This window comes from Ruminiclostridium josui JCM 17888 (genome assembly GCF_000526495.1).
In the GTDB taxonomy this organism is placed as follows: domain Bacteria; phylum Bacillota; class Clostridia; order Acetivibrionales; family DSM-1351; genus Ruminiclostridium; species Ruminiclostridium josui.
In genome coordinates, this window is sequence record NZ_JAGE01000001.1 from 1,071,883 (window position 1) to 1,088,075 (window position 16,193).

Annotated in this window: 19 protein-coding genes; 1 reads left to right on the plus strand and 18 read right to left on the minus strand. The window is 34.9% G+C overall.

All coding sequences use genetic code 11. The features are described 5' to 3' along the window. Positions 1–145: 145 nt before the first annotated feature. The 11 genes from K412_RS0104925 to K412_RS20455 form a co-directional block, all read right to left on the minus strand. Positions 146–796, minus strand: a complete 651-nt coding sequence (locus K412_RS0104925) for an MBL fold metallo-hydrolase (protein ID WP_157833812.1) — start codon at positions 794–796, stop codon at positions 146–148. A gap of 31 nt (positions 797–827) precedes the next feature. After that, a complete protein-coding gene (locus K412_RS0104930) occupies positions 828–2,243 on the minus strand; it encodes a phenylacetate--CoA ligase family protein (RefSeq protein WP_024832088.1) in 1,416 nt (471 codons plus the stop codon). Further along, the gene (locus K412_RS21325) at positions 2,234–3,085 is read right to left on the minus strand and encodes a ThiF family adenylyltransferase (RefSeq protein WP_024832089.1); all 852 of its coding nucleotides are present in this window, start codon (positions 3,083–3,085) and stop codon (positions 2,234–2,236) included. Before K412_RS21325 ends, K412_RS0104930 begins: the two co-directional genes overlap by 10 nt. Before the next feature lie 26 nt (positions 3,086–3,111). After that, entirely contained in the window at positions 3,112–4,161 is a 1,050-nt protein-coding gene (locus K412_RS0104940; protein ID WP_024832090.1) for an adenine nucleotide alpha hydrolase family protein, read from the minus strand. Between the two features lie 48 nt (positions 4,162–4,209). Continuing rightward, entirely contained in the window at positions 4,210–4,911 is a 702-nt protein-coding gene (locus K412_RS0104945; protein ID WP_024832091.1) for an N-acyl amino acid synthase FeeM domain-containing protein, read from the minus strand. Between the two features lie 46 nt (positions 4,912–4,957). Continuing rightward, positions 4,958–6,166 (minus strand): beta-ketoacyl-[acyl-carrier-protein] synthase family protein, encoded by a 1,209-nt coding sequence (locus K412_RS0104950; RefSeq protein WP_024832092.1) that lies wholly within the window; start codon positions 6,164–6,166, stop codon positions 4,958–4,960. Further along, a complete protein-coding gene (locus tag K412_RS0104955; protein ID WP_024832093.1) occupies positions 6,156–6,422 on the minus strand; it encodes a phosphopantetheine-binding protein in 267 nt (88 codons plus the stop codon). The genes K412_RS0104950 and K412_RS0104955 overlap by 11 nt, the downstream gene beginning before the upstream one ends. Before the next feature lie 62 nt (positions 6,423–6,484). Beyond that, complete coding sequence (locus K412_RS0104960) at positions 6,485–8,806, minus strand: ABC transporter permease (RefSeq protein ID WP_198527696.1); 2,322 nt, start codon at positions 8,804–8,806, stop codon at positions 6,485–6,487. After that, the gene (locus tag K412_RS0104965; protein WP_024832095.1) at positions 8,806–9,501 is read right to left on the minus strand and encodes an ABC transporter ATP-binding protein; all 696 of its coding nucleotides are present in this window, start codon (positions 9,499–9,501) and stop codon (positions 8,806–8,808) included. Before K412_RS0104965 ends, K412_RS0104960 begins: the two co-directional genes overlap by 1 nt. A 754-nt stretch (positions 9,502–10,255) precedes the next feature. Next, positions 10,256–10,459 (minus strand): recombinase family protein, encoded by a 204-nt coding sequence (locus K412_RS22660; RefSeq protein WP_024832096.1) that lies wholly within the window; start codon positions 10,457–10,459, stop codon positions 10,256–10,258. Further along, the gene (locus tag K412_RS20455) at positions 10,432–10,851 is read right to left on the minus strand and encodes a recombinase family protein (RefSeq protein ID WP_024832097.1); all 420 of its coding nucleotides are present in this window, start codon (positions 10,849–10,851) and stop codon (positions 10,432–10,434) included. Before K412_RS20455 ends, K412_RS22660 begins: the two co-directional genes overlap by 28 nt. Positions 10,852–11,195: 344 nt before the next feature. Between K412_RS20455 and K412_RS0104985 the strand changes: the two genes are divergently transcribed. Continuing rightward, a protein-coding gene (locus K412_RS0104985) for an IS3 family transposase (RefSeq protein WP_278244529.1) occupies positions 11,196–12,340 on the plus strand; the annotation gives its coding sequence in 2 pieces (ribosomal slippage) (positions 11,196–11,460 and positions 11,460–12,340; 1,146 coding nt in all). A 60-nt stretch (positions 12,341–12,400) separates the two neighbouring features. Here K412_RS0104985 and K412_RS0104990 read toward each other — a convergent pair. The 7 genes from K412_RS0104990 to K412_RS20470 form a co-directional block, all read right to left on the minus strand. Beyond that, complete coding sequence (locus K412_RS0104990) at positions 12,401–12,715, minus strand: hypothetical protein (RefSeq protein ID WP_024832098.1); 315 nt, start codon at positions 12,713–12,715, stop codon at positions 12,401–12,403. 296 nt (positions 12,716–13,011) lie between these two features. Beyond that, positions 13,012–13,389 carry a DDE-type integrase/transposase/recombinase gene (locus K412_RS20460; RefSeq protein ID WP_479691921.1) on the minus strand — a complete coding sequence of 126 codons (378 nt, stop codon included), beginning with the start codon at positions 13,387–13,389 and terminating at the stop codon, positions 13,012–13,014. Continuing rightward, positions 13,355–13,447: a DDE-type integrase/transposase/recombinase gene (locus tag K412_RS23035; RefSeq protein WP_081741732.1), complete on the minus strand. Its 93-nt coding sequence runs from the start codon at positions 13,445–13,447 to the stop codon at positions 13,355–13,357. Before K412_RS23035 ends, K412_RS20460 begins: the two co-directional genes overlap by 35 nt. Next, positions 13,408–14,079 (minus strand): hypothetical protein, encoded by a 672-nt coding sequence (locus K412_RS0105000; RefSeq protein ID WP_024832099.1) that lies wholly within the window; start codon positions 14,077–14,079, stop codon positions 13,408–13,410. Before K412_RS0105000 ends, K412_RS23035 begins: the two co-directional genes overlap by 40 nt. A gap of 494 nt (positions 14,080–14,573) precedes the next feature. Then, positions 14,574–15,260, minus strand: a complete 687-nt coding sequence (locus tag K412_RS22665) for a reverse transcriptase domain-containing protein (protein WP_242835531.1) — start codon at positions 15,258–15,260, stop codon at positions 14,574–14,576. Continuing rightward, positions 15,212–15,715 (minus strand): reverse transcriptase family protein, encoded by a 504-nt coding sequence (locus K412_RS22670; RefSeq protein WP_242835532.1) that lies wholly within the window; start codon positions 15,713–15,715, stop codon positions 15,212–15,214. The genes K412_RS22665 and K412_RS22670 overlap by 49 nt, the downstream gene beginning before the upstream one ends. 15 nt (positions 15,716–15,730) lie before the next feature. After that, complete coding sequence (locus K412_RS20470; RefSeq protein WP_034847170.1) at positions 15,731–15,958, minus strand: hypothetical protein; 228 nt, start codon at positions 15,956–15,958, stop codon at positions 15,731–15,733. Positions 15,959–16,193: the final 235 nt, after the last annotated feature.

Here is a 16,193-nt window from a genome sequence, read left to right on the forward strand (position 1 = left end):
TTGCAACAGGATTATGGATTCCACGTGGCCCGAGACGTCGCTGATGAAATAAACGCGAATTTTGGTTTCCGTATAAAGGTACATAATATATAACTATTGTTATTCTTATGAATGCTGAATATTTTAACTAAAACTTATGCAGTGATCATATTGGTTTATTTAATAAAAAATATTTACCGTGACCTGGAAAAATTTTTTGCACATTGTACTTGCCAATTCTTTCAACACTTTCATCCAATAAAGAAAAATCCATTGCAAAGAGTGATCTTGAAGGAGAAAAAATATTCATAAACAAATCGCCTGCAAATAATTTATCTTCTGCTAATACTGCAACAGAACCGTTCGTATGTCCCGGAACATGAATTAAATTTGCATCAAAACCATACTCTCTTAAGCATAAATCCCCATCAAATATCATATCTGGTTCAAAGCTTTCAAATTGATCCGATACTCCCTTAGGTAAAAGCTTTAGGCCTATATGTCCAATAACAGATCTGGCCTTTAATTCACTGTCCTCTTTATTTATTAACTCTAAATCGTCTTTATGCATCAGTATCTCTATATTTAATTTTCTTTTTAGTTCAGCCGCATTTCCTATATGATCCTTATGCCCATGAGTCAATATTAACAGCTTTATTTTATCTGAGACTCCCAAAGCTTCCAACTGTTTTAAAAGTAATTTTCCATGTGAAGGCGGACCCGAATCAATTAAGTAGTATTTTTCATTAGAATTAACCAGATAACAGTTAGTACCGCCAATCGGTATACATTTTATATTCATAACTCTCCTATTCAAAGCAAATCTCCAAGACTTAATCGGTGTTCATCTACTGTATGTGCCTCTGTGAAAAAGTTTGCTCAATTTTATCTTGAAAGAATCTCCACTTACTCATTGTTATAAAAGGAACCAATTTACCCGAAACGGAGTCCTTTTTCAATTCGTTAAAGTATTTTATTTCAATGGGTACCTTTCTTCCTATGGTGGCAAGAAGATATGTTGATATTATATCTGTTATTGTATTGGATAACTCTCCACATTCATTTACCTCCTTAGCACTAATATGAATCACCAGTCCGTCAGGTTTGTCCTGTATTAATCTGTACTCTTTTACGCTGGGGATTTTCAAAATTCTGTTTGAAAATTCTATAGGGTGGATTTGGTGTTCCTTCTTATCACTACTATAGAAAACAAAAAAATCATTTTCACGCCCCTTGACAGTAACTATTTTTCTAAAACTACTGCCACACTTACACTTTCCCTCACTATACACAATCCTATCATCAAATTTATACCTAATAAGAGGAAAAATTTTGTTATATAGATTGGTAACAAGTATTCCTTCTGATAATCTTAAATCTCCTAAACTTTTATCTTTAGTATCAAGGAACTCTACAAAATAACAGTCTTCATTTATGTGCATCCCCTCATGTATTTTACAATCACTTGCGATAAGCAAAGACTCTGATGCTCCGTAATTTTCATATGGTAAAGTTCCAAATGCTTCTTTAACAATTTGCTTATCATTCTGAGAAAATGGCGTACCTCCGCAGCGTAATCTTGATGGATTAGCTCTTAACTTTCCACTTATTTTTTGAACAGCCAAATTTCTAATCATATAGGAATACGCTGCAATAGTACTGGGTTGAAATTGGTTCAGTCTTTCTATTACTTCATCTTCTGAAATAAACAAAGGCAAAGTTTCAATTTGTACTTGATTCTTAAATATACCGTTTTTCTTGAGGCTACCCGTGTTATTAGTGTGGTTCACACCTCCCAAAAAAGCGATTCTTTGTCTCAATCCCAGCTTAACCAATCCACTTCTGAGCACTGTTAAAGCATTTACAGTATATAGGCCTTTTTCATCATACGGTATATGACATCTTACTCCGCTAGAGCCACCTGATGAAAAAACCCCGTATTTTCCCTTAAGTAATGAAGTTTCACCATTATTAACAAAATTACATACCTCCTCATATGAAATTTCATTATTGGTTAATACTTTATCATAGTACGTAAGAATATCATTCTTTGTAACAATTGGTAAATCTTGAATTTTAAAGTTATTAATATCAATTTTATGTAGATTATATAAGTTCCTGTAAAACTCGGAGTGATAATATGCATATATTACAATTTTTTTTATTTGCTTCTCTCTTTTTCTTAGAACAGAATTATATGATTTAAATGATCGTGGTCGTATCGCCAGTAAATTTACGATATTACCGATTTTATTTAATCCCATTGTACAACACTCTCTCTAATTAGATCTTGTTTACTCCATAAGGGCTTATCAACGGCATTAACTATACTATATTTATTTTCATACAAATCAAGTATAAGGCTATTGGGTGCCAAAACCATTTTCTTTCTGTTCAGGAGCTTCATTACTGCCTCATTTGCTGCCAGCAGGGCTCCAATTGCGACAGGTGCACAAAGATTTGTAATTGGTTCCTGTCTTGAAAATATCTGCTTTGCCAAATCCATATCACAATAATTCATCATGTATTTAGGAAAAACTGGTATCGTCCTTTCAAATGGCATTACAAATTCATCTTCACTTTTTGATGAATCTTTGAACCCTATGTACTCATCAAATTCCATACTCTCGGGAGAAAATATAAATAATCCTACACTGAATCCGGCCACAACATTTAAAAATGTTGTAATGCCCCTCTTCCTTGATTCATTTTGAATCATACGCCTTACCTTAAATTCAAAATATTCCACGGCATCGATTACAATATCTACACCGTCAAGAAAATTCTCAATATTTTTTTCATTGACACCTTCATCGAATACTTTAATATCAAGATTATTGTTAATTTTCTTTAACTCCTGCGCAACTACGTGAACTTTTGGCTCGCCTAAAACGTCCATATTGGAAAAAGCCTGTCTATTTAAATTATGTATCTCATAATTATCCAAATCTGATACCTTAATGTGCCCGACACCCATTCTGACCAATGTATCTGCAATCCATCCACCAATCCCTCCTACTCCTGCGATAGCTACTGTAGAATTCTCCAGTATTTCTTGCTCTTCTCTTGTTATCAACGGATAATTCCTTGAAACATGCTCAAACATAATTTAGTATCCCCCTAACAAATATTTTATATCTGGACATCTTCTATTTGCAGTCTCCTTACAAACTCATCCCAAAATTCTGGCTTTTCGTGATTTTCATTATTCAAGATTTCCAGTGCATCTTCTCTGGATAATCTGTCATCTCGAATTAAATGGCTACTAATAATTGTTCTCTGTGTAATTTTATGTTTTTTGTACTTAAGGTACTCTTTTATCTCTGCAGCATCACAATCAAAATGTGTAGAACGAATGGAGTTTTCCGGAACTATCCAATCCAATTCTTTTTTTAGTGTACTTACTACTTTATCTATATCCCAGTCAATATATTCGGCTAACTGCAAAACATTATAGCCGGCTTTCTCCTTGTATTCACTTATACTTACTTTTCTTGGATCCCCAATCTTTAAAAATTTATCAATTACATCCTTATCCATCATCGAATCGTTATAGAGTTCATCTATGACCCCTTGCTTCTCCATGATTTTAAGAAACTCAGCAATTGTAAATGACTGAATTCCCGGCTGAGCTTCGTATCTCTTCACCCAACCCAATACAGTTAAGGGAATATGCTTCCACACTTTTGCCATTCTCATAACATAGGATGCAACTAAAAGATATCCCATGGAATTACAAACATTGCAAAACTCATTTGTCTCCCTCATCATTGAAGCAAATAATTTTTTCATCAAACTCCATTTAGGTTTTAAAACCACCAAATCAATGTCCAGCTTATTTGCAATATTCCAAACATTATCCTTTGCATATCCCGATAAAAACCCATTGTCATATGTAATAGCCAATATATTGAGGTTATACTTTTTCTTTAAAACATAAGCGACATAAGCACTATCCTTCCCCCCACTAATTGGTACAATAGCATCATAGACACCATTACTAGCTATTCTGTTTTTCCGGGCGTCACTTATAATTCCGTCTAGCTCATAACTTTTTGACTCCAACTCCTCCTTTAGTTTTTCAATATGCACATGATCTCTGCAAAAATTACAAACACCCTCTTCGTCCATCTTAATACCAGGATAATAGTCTGGCAAAATACACTTTTTACATATACTCATGTTACATCTCCTTTCACCTGTTAATTAAAGATTTTAACCCTCAACGAATTAACATTGCGTATACCCGTTGTAACTCCTTATCCGTTCCAATACTTTATCAACTTTCTCTTTATAATAGCCATCACAGATCCTACCCAATACCTTACAAGCCTTTAAGTTTGACAAATCTTCCGGAAATTCGCTTAGTAACATGTATCCGTATCGGTAAATATCCCCGTCACCGCTTCCATATATATTTATCAACTTTGAGCTTTCATCCAGTATTTTACACCCAAAATTTAAATATAGATTTTCCAATTGCTTTTCTCTTTCACGAAGTTTTAATACCATTCCATCAACAGCATACTTCTTTAGTGCATGCTCAAAAATAGTGAAAAATAAAATAACACTTGCATAACTATTGCGGAAATTTATATCGAGAGCGATTCTTGTGATTTCAATCAGAACTAAATGATCTTTTTTGGTATTTGATAAGCTTTTTAGATAGTTTTCGTTATATTCGGGAAAGTATTTCAAGGTTTCTATTTGAGAATTGACATTACAATTATATCTTGCAGTTGCCACCAGTTTATCTTCGTAATATACGCCAAACTGGTGCGAAACTTTATCAATATCATCAGTTACCATATTATCTTTAATAAATTTCTTATTATCCTTATCAATGAATTTCTTTTCTTGGACGTAAACTTGATATCTTAACCTGTATATTTCACTGTCGTCTACTTCTAGACATTTGTACTTATTTTCCATACTTCATAGCACTTCCTACTAATATAGTTTTAAACTCTACTGTTTATCAAACATTAAATTTTCTAAACAGAAGTCCTGCATTATGTCCGCCAAAACCGAAGGAAGCAGATATTGCAGTATTAACATTTACATGCAAGTTGTCGTTTACTAGATTTAGCCCTTCAATAGGATCATCCAAATCATTGCAGTGAATTATTCCTTCTTTAACTGAAATTGCACAAATTGCCGCTTCTATTGCACCACTGGCACCAATATTATGACCTAGTATACCCTTTGTAGAATTGATGTATGGCTGTTTATTGACCTCACCGAAAATCTCCTTGATTACTTTTTCTTCAACCTGATCGTTCAAAATAGTTCCTGTGCCATGTGCATTATAATAATCAATCTTTTCATCCTTTATCAATTGCATCAACATCTCTTTGCACTTATCACCATCTGTTGGCATCATGATAATATTGTATCCATCGCAATTAGTCGCATAACCACCTATCTCAGCGTAAATATCTGCTCCCCTTTTTAATGCATGTTCCATTTCTTCTAAAATAAGTGTACATGCAGCACCCTCACTATATAAAAATCCACTTCTATTCTTTGTAAAAGGCTTTGGGTTTCCTTCTGGGTCTTTCGTCAGCGTTGATAAAACATCAAATGATCTCATCGTAGTTCCCGAGTTATCTTTAAGACATTCCACCCCTCCACATATTACAACATCATTATAGCCATCGGCAATTTTACGATATGCCTCTCCTATTGCATTAGTAGATGAAGCACAAGCTGTATTTATTGTATAACTTGCTCCATGTAACTTATAGGCAATGGAAATCCAAGCAGAAATAGAATTTGGCATACATAATGATATACTCATTCTGTTAAATTTTTTACCGCTTGTATGTGCATTATACGCTGAAAAAGTATTCTCTAAGCTTCCTATACCAACACCCATAATAACAGAAGTAGACTTCTCAATGTCATTTATTTTTGCATCTTCGAGTGCTAAGATAGTTGAAAGTATAGCAATATTTACTCCTAATGAGGTACTGTACTTTAGTTTTTTAAATTCGGGGTAAATATTAAAATCTACCTCCGGCAGAGGAACATAACGTCGAGACTTAAATGAGTAGCCTTTTTCAAATTCTTCTGGAATCTCTAAAGAAAGCTTTTTCTTCTCCAATATACTATTGAAAAATTCTTTTTTACCTATCCCAGCAGCCGTAACAGGTCCTATTCCCGTTATTACTACTCTACGTCTCATATGTTTTCTCCTTTTGTTCATTTAATTTTGCGGTTACTTTACTGACAATGTCATTTACAGTTTCAATTGATGCTAACTCTGTTTCATCAACATCAATACCAAATTCATCACAAATTTCACCGAATAGCAACAGTAGATCAAGGGAATCAATACTAATATCCTTAATCAAATTAGTTTCACCCGTGATTTCAAAGTCTAGGTCTCTTTTAATCGTTTGCTTTAAAAGATTAATAATTTTTGACTCTACACTATTCATTCAAACCACCTCCTTATGTTTATAATTATTTATTTTATTTAAATTACCTTTACTACCATTAACTACTCAACAGACTTTAACGCCTCGATCATGTTGATTTTTTTGACCTTTTGGCTCAATATAAAACTTACACTTATCGAGCAACCGATAGTTATAACTGTAGCAATTATAAAACTCATAGGCTTCAATGCTGAAAACCATTCAAAAGCGTCTACTGAGACTACACTTACATAAAATTTGAGAAACATAAAACTTATTGGAATAGCAATAATCCATCCTACTATTGTAGTTAACATGCTTTCACGTAATGCAAATAACGTTATTTCTTTCTGGTAAAATCCTAAAACTCTCAAGGTGGCATACTCACGTAGTCTTTCGGTATAACTAAGCAGCCCCAAATTATAAAGTATTACAACGCCAAGTAGTACCGCTGCAGCTATCAACATAGCAAAAATCATTTTGAAACTATCCATTAGTTCTTCAACACTAGCCAATTGGGAATCTCGTGATATAGATTTCGTGTTCTCATCAAGTTTACTTAAAATCTCTGGTTCCATTTCTTCATTTGTCAAAATAGCGGTTGGTGTAAAGCTAAACCCTAATTTCGTCCACGAATCCCTAGAAGCAATAATACCTTGCGGAGATGGTATCTTTGCAATATCTACAACCGTTACTTTTATATTATATTTCTGTTCATTATGATTAAATTCAATTTCATCCCCTTTATGAACTCCCAGCTTAGCCGCCATTTTATGTGATAATAAAACTCCTTCGGACGGCAATTTAACAAATTCCCCATTGGTATTTTCAATATTTACATAACTACCTTTATCGACGACTGATATAACACCCATCTTTTTATTATCATTAAAGAAAAGCTCCACATTATTCTCTTGAACGAATTGAACAGCAACTTCATCTGATAAATCATTTAATGCATCAGATTGGTCATTTGAACTTAGCGAAACTTTTTTATCATAAGTATATTCAGTTCCATAAAGGTATGAGTTTGCACTATTAGCAGAGTCCTGCAATCCGAGACTTGCTATTATCAGTACCATACAACCTATTACCCCGATCATTCCCATAATTGTACGAATTTTATTACGGGCTATATCACGGAAGGACCATTTCCAATCAAAGGACATACTTCTCCAGATTTTCGGCAATCCTTCAAGCAGTATCTTTTTACCGGATTTGGGTGCGGAACCTCTCATTGTTTCTGCAGGCATTCCCTTCAAGCCCTTCCTGGTTGCTAATACCGTAGCAAAAGTACAACTTATCGTAACAACGCAAACTACTATATATGAGACTACCATTATTTCGCTTTTTAGATCCGGTATGCTATAAGATTTAGATTGGGCTGCTAAAAGAATTGGTGATAACAGATAAGGACCAAGTATTAAGCCAAGTACTGAACCCATAAGAGTTACTATTAACCCATACAACGAATAATGCAGCATAATGGTGGCATCGTGAAAACCCAGTGCCTTTAGTGTACCTATTTGACTTCTCTGGTTTTCTACAAGCCTTCTCATGGTAGTTTGTATAGTTAGTAATGCAAGCAATAGAAAAACCGATGAAAACATGATAGATATCATTCTAACTTGAGCAATTTTGTTTTTAGGTGCTTTTACCGGTTGGAAATTCTCTTGATTAACGTACCCAAGGTAATTTTTCTTTAATACATCCTGAATACTTTGTTTTAAAGAGTTTTCATCGATATTCTTATCTAATTTTAATGTTATTTTATTGTAAACTATTCCGCCCAGTAATTTATTAATATAACTTTCGCTCACTACACAGTAACCATGATTAAAGTGGTTCGGCATTACTTCGTCATTTGATGTAGTGTAATAAACATACTCCGGATGTAATATTAGCCCTGATATTTTAAATTTGATCGTCAGTTGATTAATCTTTAGTGATAAAGTATCATTAACCTTCAAATTATGTGCTTTTGCAAAATCAGAATCCAGCCAGATACCTGTATCTTCTTCAAATCCCTTACCTTGAATAACCTGAAACTTTGTCATTGACTCAGAGTTCATCGTCATAACCTTCAAGTCAGGTATATCACTTATTTTACGGTCTTCCTCAGTATTAAGTTGAGCAGGCAATATCATGGATTTATCAATGTCCTGTATACCTTTGATAGCCTTAATCTGCTTCAACTCTTCCTGGGTAACATTTTTTGTATATACCCACGCATCAGGTAAATTTGTGGAATCAAAGTACTTGTCCAATGATTGACTCATACCGTACCAGGTCCCTTCAACACCTGTATACAATAAAACGCCTATAAATGCCATAAGGAAAACAGCAATAAACTGTGGAAATAACTTAACCAAATCCCTTCTCATTTTACGAAAAAGATATATCATTACCATGTCACCTCTTCTGCTGATATTGGATTCAAATTATCCTCAATACAGGATATACAGCCATCCTTTAATTGAATAACCCTATCTGCTGACTTTGCGATAGCCGCATTATGTGTTACAACTATGACTGTTTTTTTATATTCCCTTGACATTTTTTGCAGAAGCATTAAGACTTTTGCACCAGTATGGCTATCCAATGCCCCGGTGGGTTCGTCACATAATAGCAACTTCGGATTTTTACATAGTGCTCTTGCAATGGATATTCTTTGCAATTCCCCCCCGGACATTTCTCCTGGAAAATGGTTTACCCTTTTTGCTAAGCCTACTGCTTCTATTGTCTCTTTTGCTGATAGCGGACTTTTACCAAGTTTGCAGGCCATTTCAATGTTTTCTAAAGCTGTCAGATTCGGTATTAGATTATAAAACTGAAAAACAAATCCTACACATTCTCTTCTATAAACTGTTAATTTCTTATCTGAATATGTACAAATATCTTGATTATCAACAATTATTTGCCCGCTTGTTGAACGATCCATACCACCTAAAAGATTTAAAAGAGTACTTTTCCCGGAACCGCTGGGCCCCAATACGACAATAAATTCACCATCATTAATTTTAAAATTAATATTACTTAATGCTTTAACTTCATCTTTGCCAACTAAATAACTTCTGGTTACATTCTTAAATTCTATCATTTCAACTCTCCCTTAACGTACTTTCTGTTCATAATATTTTAATTTAACTTATTTGAACTTACCTATGTGTATTGAAAAAATATAGTATTATATTTTTATGTATGGCATACAAAATAACCCACTAGTGTTTTCTATGGTATTAGGATATAAATAAATCCATAATTCTTCTTATTACCTAATACCTTGGACACAAACTCGTCAATAGCAATCACAAATGGGTCGCAAAATTCTTACTTGACTTCTTAATTTGCAATTTCAAGGCGCAAGTAATGTTAAAATATTACTTTCACATTATTATCATTTTTCCACTGAAGCATTAAAATTTTGAAAATACACACGAAAAAATAATTTAGGAATAATAAGATTAGCAAAATTCAGCAAAACGTTACAGTTTCTTCTTACGACTTCAAATTATTAAAAACCTTTCATTCTTTGACTTTACATTTCTTACTTAGCATCGTTGTGCTAATACTTAATTTGTAAACGTATAATTTATTAAACATTTCTTGAAAATCAACTCAAGTATACCACATTAATACTCTTTTGTAAATATACGTAATTAGATCAATTTTGAGGTGTTTAACTTTTATAATTGTATAACATTGAACACATATATCGCTTTTTTCATATTATTGTTATTTTCAAACAGAGTAATCCTTGATTTTATATATTAATGGCATGTAAAATCAGTTTTAATCAAAATAAGCATACTATCTCTGACCCATCCATAAAACTAACAATCAATCTGGAATCCTCATAAACTGGGCAGCTTCCCCTGCTCAAAGCGCCTTCTGATGCACCATTTAAGTATCCCAAGAATTGTACTCTCACACCATTTCCCACCTGCTACTGTAGGTATATTATCTGCAGCAAGCTGCTTTGCAATTGTAAATGTTCCCTTGCCCGACAGATATTCTGAATAAATCCTCTCTACGATTTCAGCTTTATGACTCTCCATTTTGTATTTTCACTTATGCTTCTGCTTTCTTCCTCTGCAAATGAAGAAAGGACAGAAAGCATAAACTCTCCGTCCTTTGATAATGTTGATATATTCTCTTTTTCAAATATGACCTCAATATATAATTCTTTTGGTTCTCTGACTATTTTTAATACTATTGCCGTATTTCTTGCAAATCTGGATATTGATTTTGTAATTATCAGGTCTATTTTTCTTTCCCTGCATAACCCAAGCATTTTTTGAAATTTCGGTCTGTTCTCTATGGTTCCGCTTATACCCTTGTCTGCAAATATACCGATTAATTCATATTCGGCATTGGATGATATGAGGATTCCGTAATATGTAATTTGATTTTCTAAGGACTCTCCCCTCTTGTAATTTAATGAACACATTACTCCGCTATGCTCCGTAATGCGGGCTTTTTAACTAAGTTCAGACTCTATAGCCTCTTCTTCACTAAGCTTTCAATGCCTCTATCAAATCAACCGCCTCAACGTGGCCCGAGCTGATGGATTGATGTCTGAGGGCATTTTTTATAGTCTCTGTACGCGGGAACATATCAATGGGTTTTTCGGCCATTTTTGAAAAAGTTGTTTGTGGAAACAAGTCTACATTTTATTAGTATTCCTTCCTGACAGCGTCAAGATGATAAATCCTCTTAAAATATTCCATTGACCTTAATCCAGTTTGATGGACACAAGGAATCCCTATATAATAAAAACATGGAGGGATTCAAATGGCTGAGAGAAAAAAGTTTGATAAAGCATTCAAGGAACAGACCGTTGAAAAAATATTGGCAGGTGAAACAACAGCAAGCTTAATGGCAAAAGAAATTGGAGTGCACTACTCAACAGTAAGAGACTGGTTAATCGCTTATGAAAAGGATGGTTCAAGTGCCTTTCCAGGCAGTGGTAACCTTAAGCCTGACGATGATGAAATAAGAAAATTACGCAGGGAATTAGCTAACCTTAAAGAGGAAAATGAAATATTAAAAAAAGCCGCGGCCTATTTTGCGAAAAATCAGAAATAAACAAGTTTAATTTTATCTATAAACACCGCTTCATATTTCGGATTGCAAAGATGTGTCAGGCCCTTCAAGTATCAAGAAGCGGTTATTATGCATATTTTTCACGTAGCGAAAGTAATCGGAGCAAGTCAAATAGAGAGCTCCTTGAAACTATTAAAGAAATCCATAAAAAGAGTCATGGAATTTATGGTGCTCCTCAGATAACAAAGAATCTTCCGGAAAATCAGAAAGCCAGTAAAGGCCGTGTTGCAAGGTTAATGAAGGCAAACGGTATACGTTCCAAAGTGTCAAAGAAATATAAAGCGACTACGTACTCAAATCATAGTCTTCCTGTGGCAGATAACATTCTTAATAGAGAATTTACTGCCAGTAGACCTAACCAGAAGTGGGTATCAGATATTACGTATATTCCTACAAAAGAAGGTTGGCTTTATCTTGCTGGTGTAATGGACCTCTATGGACGTAGGCTTGTAGGATGGGCTATGGCGAACCATATGAGAACGGAGTTGGTATCTGCTGCTCTGAATCAAGCAATTGGAAGAACCGGTGCTAAAGAAGGATTAATAATTCATTCTGACCGGGGAATTCAATACGCCAGTAATGACTATCAAAATCTGCTAAAAAGATATGGATTTGTATGCAGTATGAGCAGAAAGGGCAATTGTTATGATAATGCCCCTATGGAATCTTTTTGGGGCAAACTTAAAATGGAATGGCTAAATGATTATAATTTTGAGACCAGAGCTGAGGCTAAAAAGGCTGTTTTTGAATACATAGAACTGTTTTATAACCGTAAAAGGACTCATTCAGCAAATGGATATATTCCCCCATTCGTGCTGAAGGAAATATCATAGATATTGTAAGAATTAATGAGATAAATAGTGATTCTTGCTGTCTATTTTATTGAGGCAAGGTCATCCATTAATATCAAGTAATGATAACAACCTATACACTGGTGGTCTATACTGTTTAGTTATTTTTATTACTGTTTCCTTATTTAGTTTTATATTCTTCCCAAAAAACACATATTGTCTTTTACCGAAAGTTAAGGGTGAACTAGACCGAATAATACCTTTTGTAACAGTTCTTTGTATAACTTTTCTAGAGTTATCAGCAGAAATACCAAATTGCTTTTGAAGTAAATCGCTTAACTCCTCGCCGACTATGTACTTTGAAGAATCTGAAAATATGTTACACAAAAAATTCTCATATTTATTTAAAGAATTCAATTTGACTCCCCCTGCACAATTTGTCCCACTGCCCTTATAATTTGTCCCACTGCCCTTATAATTTGTCCCACTGCCCTTATAAAATATTAAAATATTATATTACAATTTATTGCGCTCTGTCATTTTTTGTAATCCTTTAATATCAAGGGTTACAATATATATTTAGAGAAATACTATTGTCACACCATCATGTTAAAATTAAATTATTAAAAGCGGGCATTGTGATATGCTTCCTCCACTAGGTTCTGGTGCAAATACTTCAAAATCAATATACTCATCACCAGAAAGCTAGTCTATTAAGCCATCGCACCCATTATCTTGTTTATAAATTCAACCTCTGATAGGACACATCGAATTTCTTCAATCTGTCCCTTTCGAATCATATGCATTATTTCAATTCCTGCTATTGTTTTCTTAGTACTTCTATAACTCCCAAATCCAAGCATTGGCTTGATTTTTCGTTTAATAAATCTATGATCTTGTTCGATTATATTATTTAGGTATTTTACCATTATATGAGTTACTTTGCTTGAAATATCACCACTGTAAATTAGTTCGGTAATTGCTACCTCCGTAGCTCCATACTTGTCTGTTGTAATGACTCTCGGTTGTTGGTTAGGGCTTGCTCCTAATGCTTTTCTAAAAAAACTCTTTAGCTGTCTTTTTATCTCTATTCTCTGATACAAAAAAATCTATTGTCTTTCCAAAAGAATCAACTGCTCGATACAACATACCATTTCACGAATCAATCTGAACTCTTCATCATTGGCAGCATCTTCACAAGAAGAATTCTTCACGTCTGGATTGCCTTCGTAGTGGCTATATGCAAATCGATATGAAACAGCTATTTTTAATAATTCTTGTGTCGCATACTCACCATTTTCAATTATATAATCGCACAACTGCTTTTTATTAAATTGCGAAATAGGTGTTTCTATCTCTTCAGTGCTTTGACTAAGTGTCACTGGCTTTCCAGCTTCAAATTTCAACTGTTGATTTACCCTGCGCGTTGGTGTAATTTCGAAGAAAGGGACTTCTTCAAAAGAGTGTTCCTGCTCATCTGTAATTAAAATGAAGCGTCTTACATATTCTGACTGAATAATAATTGCATAAAGTTTACTGTACAATTCGGAATATTGTTTATAATAAAAATTATACTTGAACTGCAGATCTGAAGAAAAATATTCGAACCCTTCTTTAAATTCTTTCTGCACTTCTTCGGTTTTTCTTGTTATTTCTTGTATATCTTCTTTGGTTGCAAGATTTTTCCCCTTTTCGTCCATGTATGAAGGAAGATAATTCTTTATAATCAAGCCTAACAGAAAAACAAGTACCACATTGGTAATTATTTGAATCCATTCCATATTTTTCTCCTCCTTCTATAACATCTATCCTGCTTTCTCAAGCTAGTCAAATTTAAAAACATCCAAATCGACCACTCATCAAACACTGACACCTAAATCGTTCTGTCACGCTGAAAATCACGCCTTTGGACTTGTTTCCACAAAGTGATATTTTAACGATTTTAGTACATCGGATATTGTCTCTCAAACCTTGAAAATCCCTTATTTGCTGAGCTTTTCACACCTTTACTCTTTAACCCTTGATAGAGTAGAACAGTGGGGTTACCACCGTCCCCTCATCAAACCGTACGTGCAGTTTTCCCGCATACGGCTTTCCGATATTCTTCTTCCTTCAGCATTCAGCCGCACATACTTGCTAGTCCTGCCTGTTTAGTCAATTCTCTGACCTTTGCCGCATTTCCTAGCCTGTAGTTGCGTTGTCTCTTCCGATTGTACCACCGAGTAAACTTGAAATTGATATACTTATCTATCTTCCATAACCATGGTCTGGTAAATCATCTGCTATAATAGTTTCTCATGCCAATGATTTTAAGATTGAGTAACTTCACCATCTCTTCCATATTTAACAGCAGCTTGCTTGGGCTGGCAAACATCTCTTTTATGTTAGCCCTCATTTTCTTCATAGTCTTCTTAGATGGTATCTGTTGTAATGTCCAATACCACTGCCAGTTTTTATTTCTAAAACGCTGAAATCTGTTGTTAAAGCCAAGAAAATCAAAACTATCCTTTCCGAAATACATATCAATTAGCCTTGTCTTCTCACTATGTAGTGTTAGTTCCAGCTTTCCCATAATCCACTTCACAGCGCGTAAGGCTTCTTCTGCATGAGATAACCTCTTGCACAATATCACAAAGTCATCTGCATAACGCACTAATTCACCTAGATGTCCAAAGGCTTTATTCCAATATACATCAAAATAGTTCAGATATATGTTGGACAATAGTGGAGAAATAACTCCTCCCTGCGGTGCTCCTAGTGTACTTTCACTGTACCTACCGTTTTCCAATACTCCCGCTTTTAACCAGCCTTTTATCAGCTTTAACACTCTACGGTCAGTTATTCTTTGTTTGACTAGCAAAAGTAGCTTATCATGATTGATGCTACCAAAATAATCTTTTATGTCAGCATCTATTACCCATAGTGCACCACCTTTGTCGGAAGCTTCAAATATCCTGTCCATTGCTTGTTTAGCACTTCGTTCGGTCTAAATCCATACGAACAGGGTTGAAAATCAGCTTCAAACACCGGCTCTATCACTATCTTTGCCGCCATCTGTACTATTCTGTCCTTAATCGTAGGTATTCCTAATGCTCTTTTCTTCCCATCTGGTTTTGGAATATAACTTCGTCTGACAGGCTTACACCGGTACTTCCCAGTCCTCAATTCTTCCGCTATTTCGCCCAGCAGTTTTTCTTCGCCGTACGTTTTCACATCACCAATGCTGACTTTGTCAATACCGCCTGTTCCACCATTCTGTTTTACCCGTTTCCATGCTTCTTTTAAGATATCATTACGGTATATCTTGTCATACAACGCATAGAACCTTCTCTTTCGGTCAGCTTTGGCTGTAAGGTATAGTCTGTTTTGAAAGTCTCGTACTTTTTCATGGGTGTTTATAGCTTTTTCGGCAATCACCGGTACCTACCTCCTTTACAGACTTGAATAAAGTTGTGCCCCTTCCCTATGCACAGTTTTGTTGTCTGTACAATCCTTGGTACTATGAGCACTTCTGACTGCCTCTTTGCAGAAAGCAACTTCGCTTTCGCTTATATGCTTCCTCTTTACAGTTTCCTGTGCAAAGCAGGCTCTCTCCAGTTCTGACAAATACTTTCCTGACGTGTCGTTACCTCTACACCGCAGGGTTCTTAGGTATTGCATTTAGGGTTCTTCATACCGTCTGCTGTCTTCGCTGTTGATGTCGCAGCTCGACTCCCTGTTGTTCCCTTTCGGGAATGTAAATAACGGTGCGGCAGTATTCACTTTATGTTACAACCCGCCAGTTTGCCTGCTCCTTTCGGAACATTCCATAACGCTTCAACGCATAGATTACTCCATACGCTGGTTACTGACTAAGTGGCTGCCCTACCTTTACCACTGCAGGACTTTCACCTGC

Excerpts from the sequence above, each read along its gene's own strand:
- K412_RS0104940 (WP_024832090.1), bottom strand. The coding sequence starts at position 4,161 with ATGAGTATATGTAAAAAGTGTATTTTGCCAGACTATTATCCTGGTATT.
- K412_RS0104930 (WP_024832088.1), bottom strand. The coding sequence starts at position 2,243 with ATGGGATTAAATAAAATCGGTAATATCGTAAATTTACTGGCGATACGA.
- K412_RS20455 (WP_024832097.1), bottom strand. The coding sequence starts at position 10,851 with ATGTGTTCATTAAATTACAAGAGGGGAGAGTCCTTAGAAAATCAAATT.
- K412_RS23035 (WP_081741732.1), bottom strand. The coding sequence starts at position 13,447 with ATGTTGTATCGAGCAGTTGATTCTTTTGGAAAGACAATAGATTTTTTT.
- K412_RS0104945 (WP_024832091.1), bottom strand. The coding sequence starts at position 4,911 with ATGGAAAATAAGTACAAATGTCTAGAAGTAGACGACAGTGAAATATAC.
- K412_RS22660 (WP_024832096.1), bottom strand. The coding sequence starts at position 10,459 with ATGGAGAGTCATAAAGCTGAAATCGTAGAGAGGATTTATTCAGAATAT.
- K412_RS21325 (WP_024832089.1), bottom strand. The coding sequence starts at position 3,085 with ATGTTTGAGCATGTTTCAAGGAATTATCCGTTGATAACAAGAGAAGAG.
- K412_RS0104955 (WP_024832093.1), bottom strand. The coding sequence starts at position 6,422 with ATGAATAGTGTAGAGTCAAAAATTATTAATCTTTTAAAGCAAACGATT.
- K412_RS0105000 (WP_024832099.1), bottom strand. The coding sequence starts at position 14,079 with ATGGAATGGATTCAAATAATTACCAATGTGGTACTTGTTTTTCTGTTA.
- K412_RS20470 (WP_034847170.1), bottom strand. The coding sequence starts at position 15,958 with ATGCAATACCTAAGAACCCTGCGGTGTAGAGGTAACGACACGTCAGGA.
- K412_RS0104960 (WP_198527696.1), bottom strand. The coding sequence starts at position 8,806 with ATGATATATCTTTTTCGTAAAATGAGAAGGGATTTGGTTAAGTTATTT.
- K412_RS0104950 (WP_024832092.1), bottom strand. The coding sequence starts at position 6,166 with ATGAGACGTAGAGTAGTAATAACGGGAATAGGACCTGTTACGGCTGCT.
- K412_RS0104965 (WP_024832095.1), bottom strand. The coding sequence starts at position 9,501 with ATGATAGAATTTAAGAATGTAACCAGAAGTTATTTAGTTGGCAAAGAT.
- K412_RS22665 (WP_242835531.1), bottom strand. The coding sequence starts at position 15,260 with ATGGACAGGATATTTGAAGCTTCCGACAAAGGTGGTGCACTATGGGTA.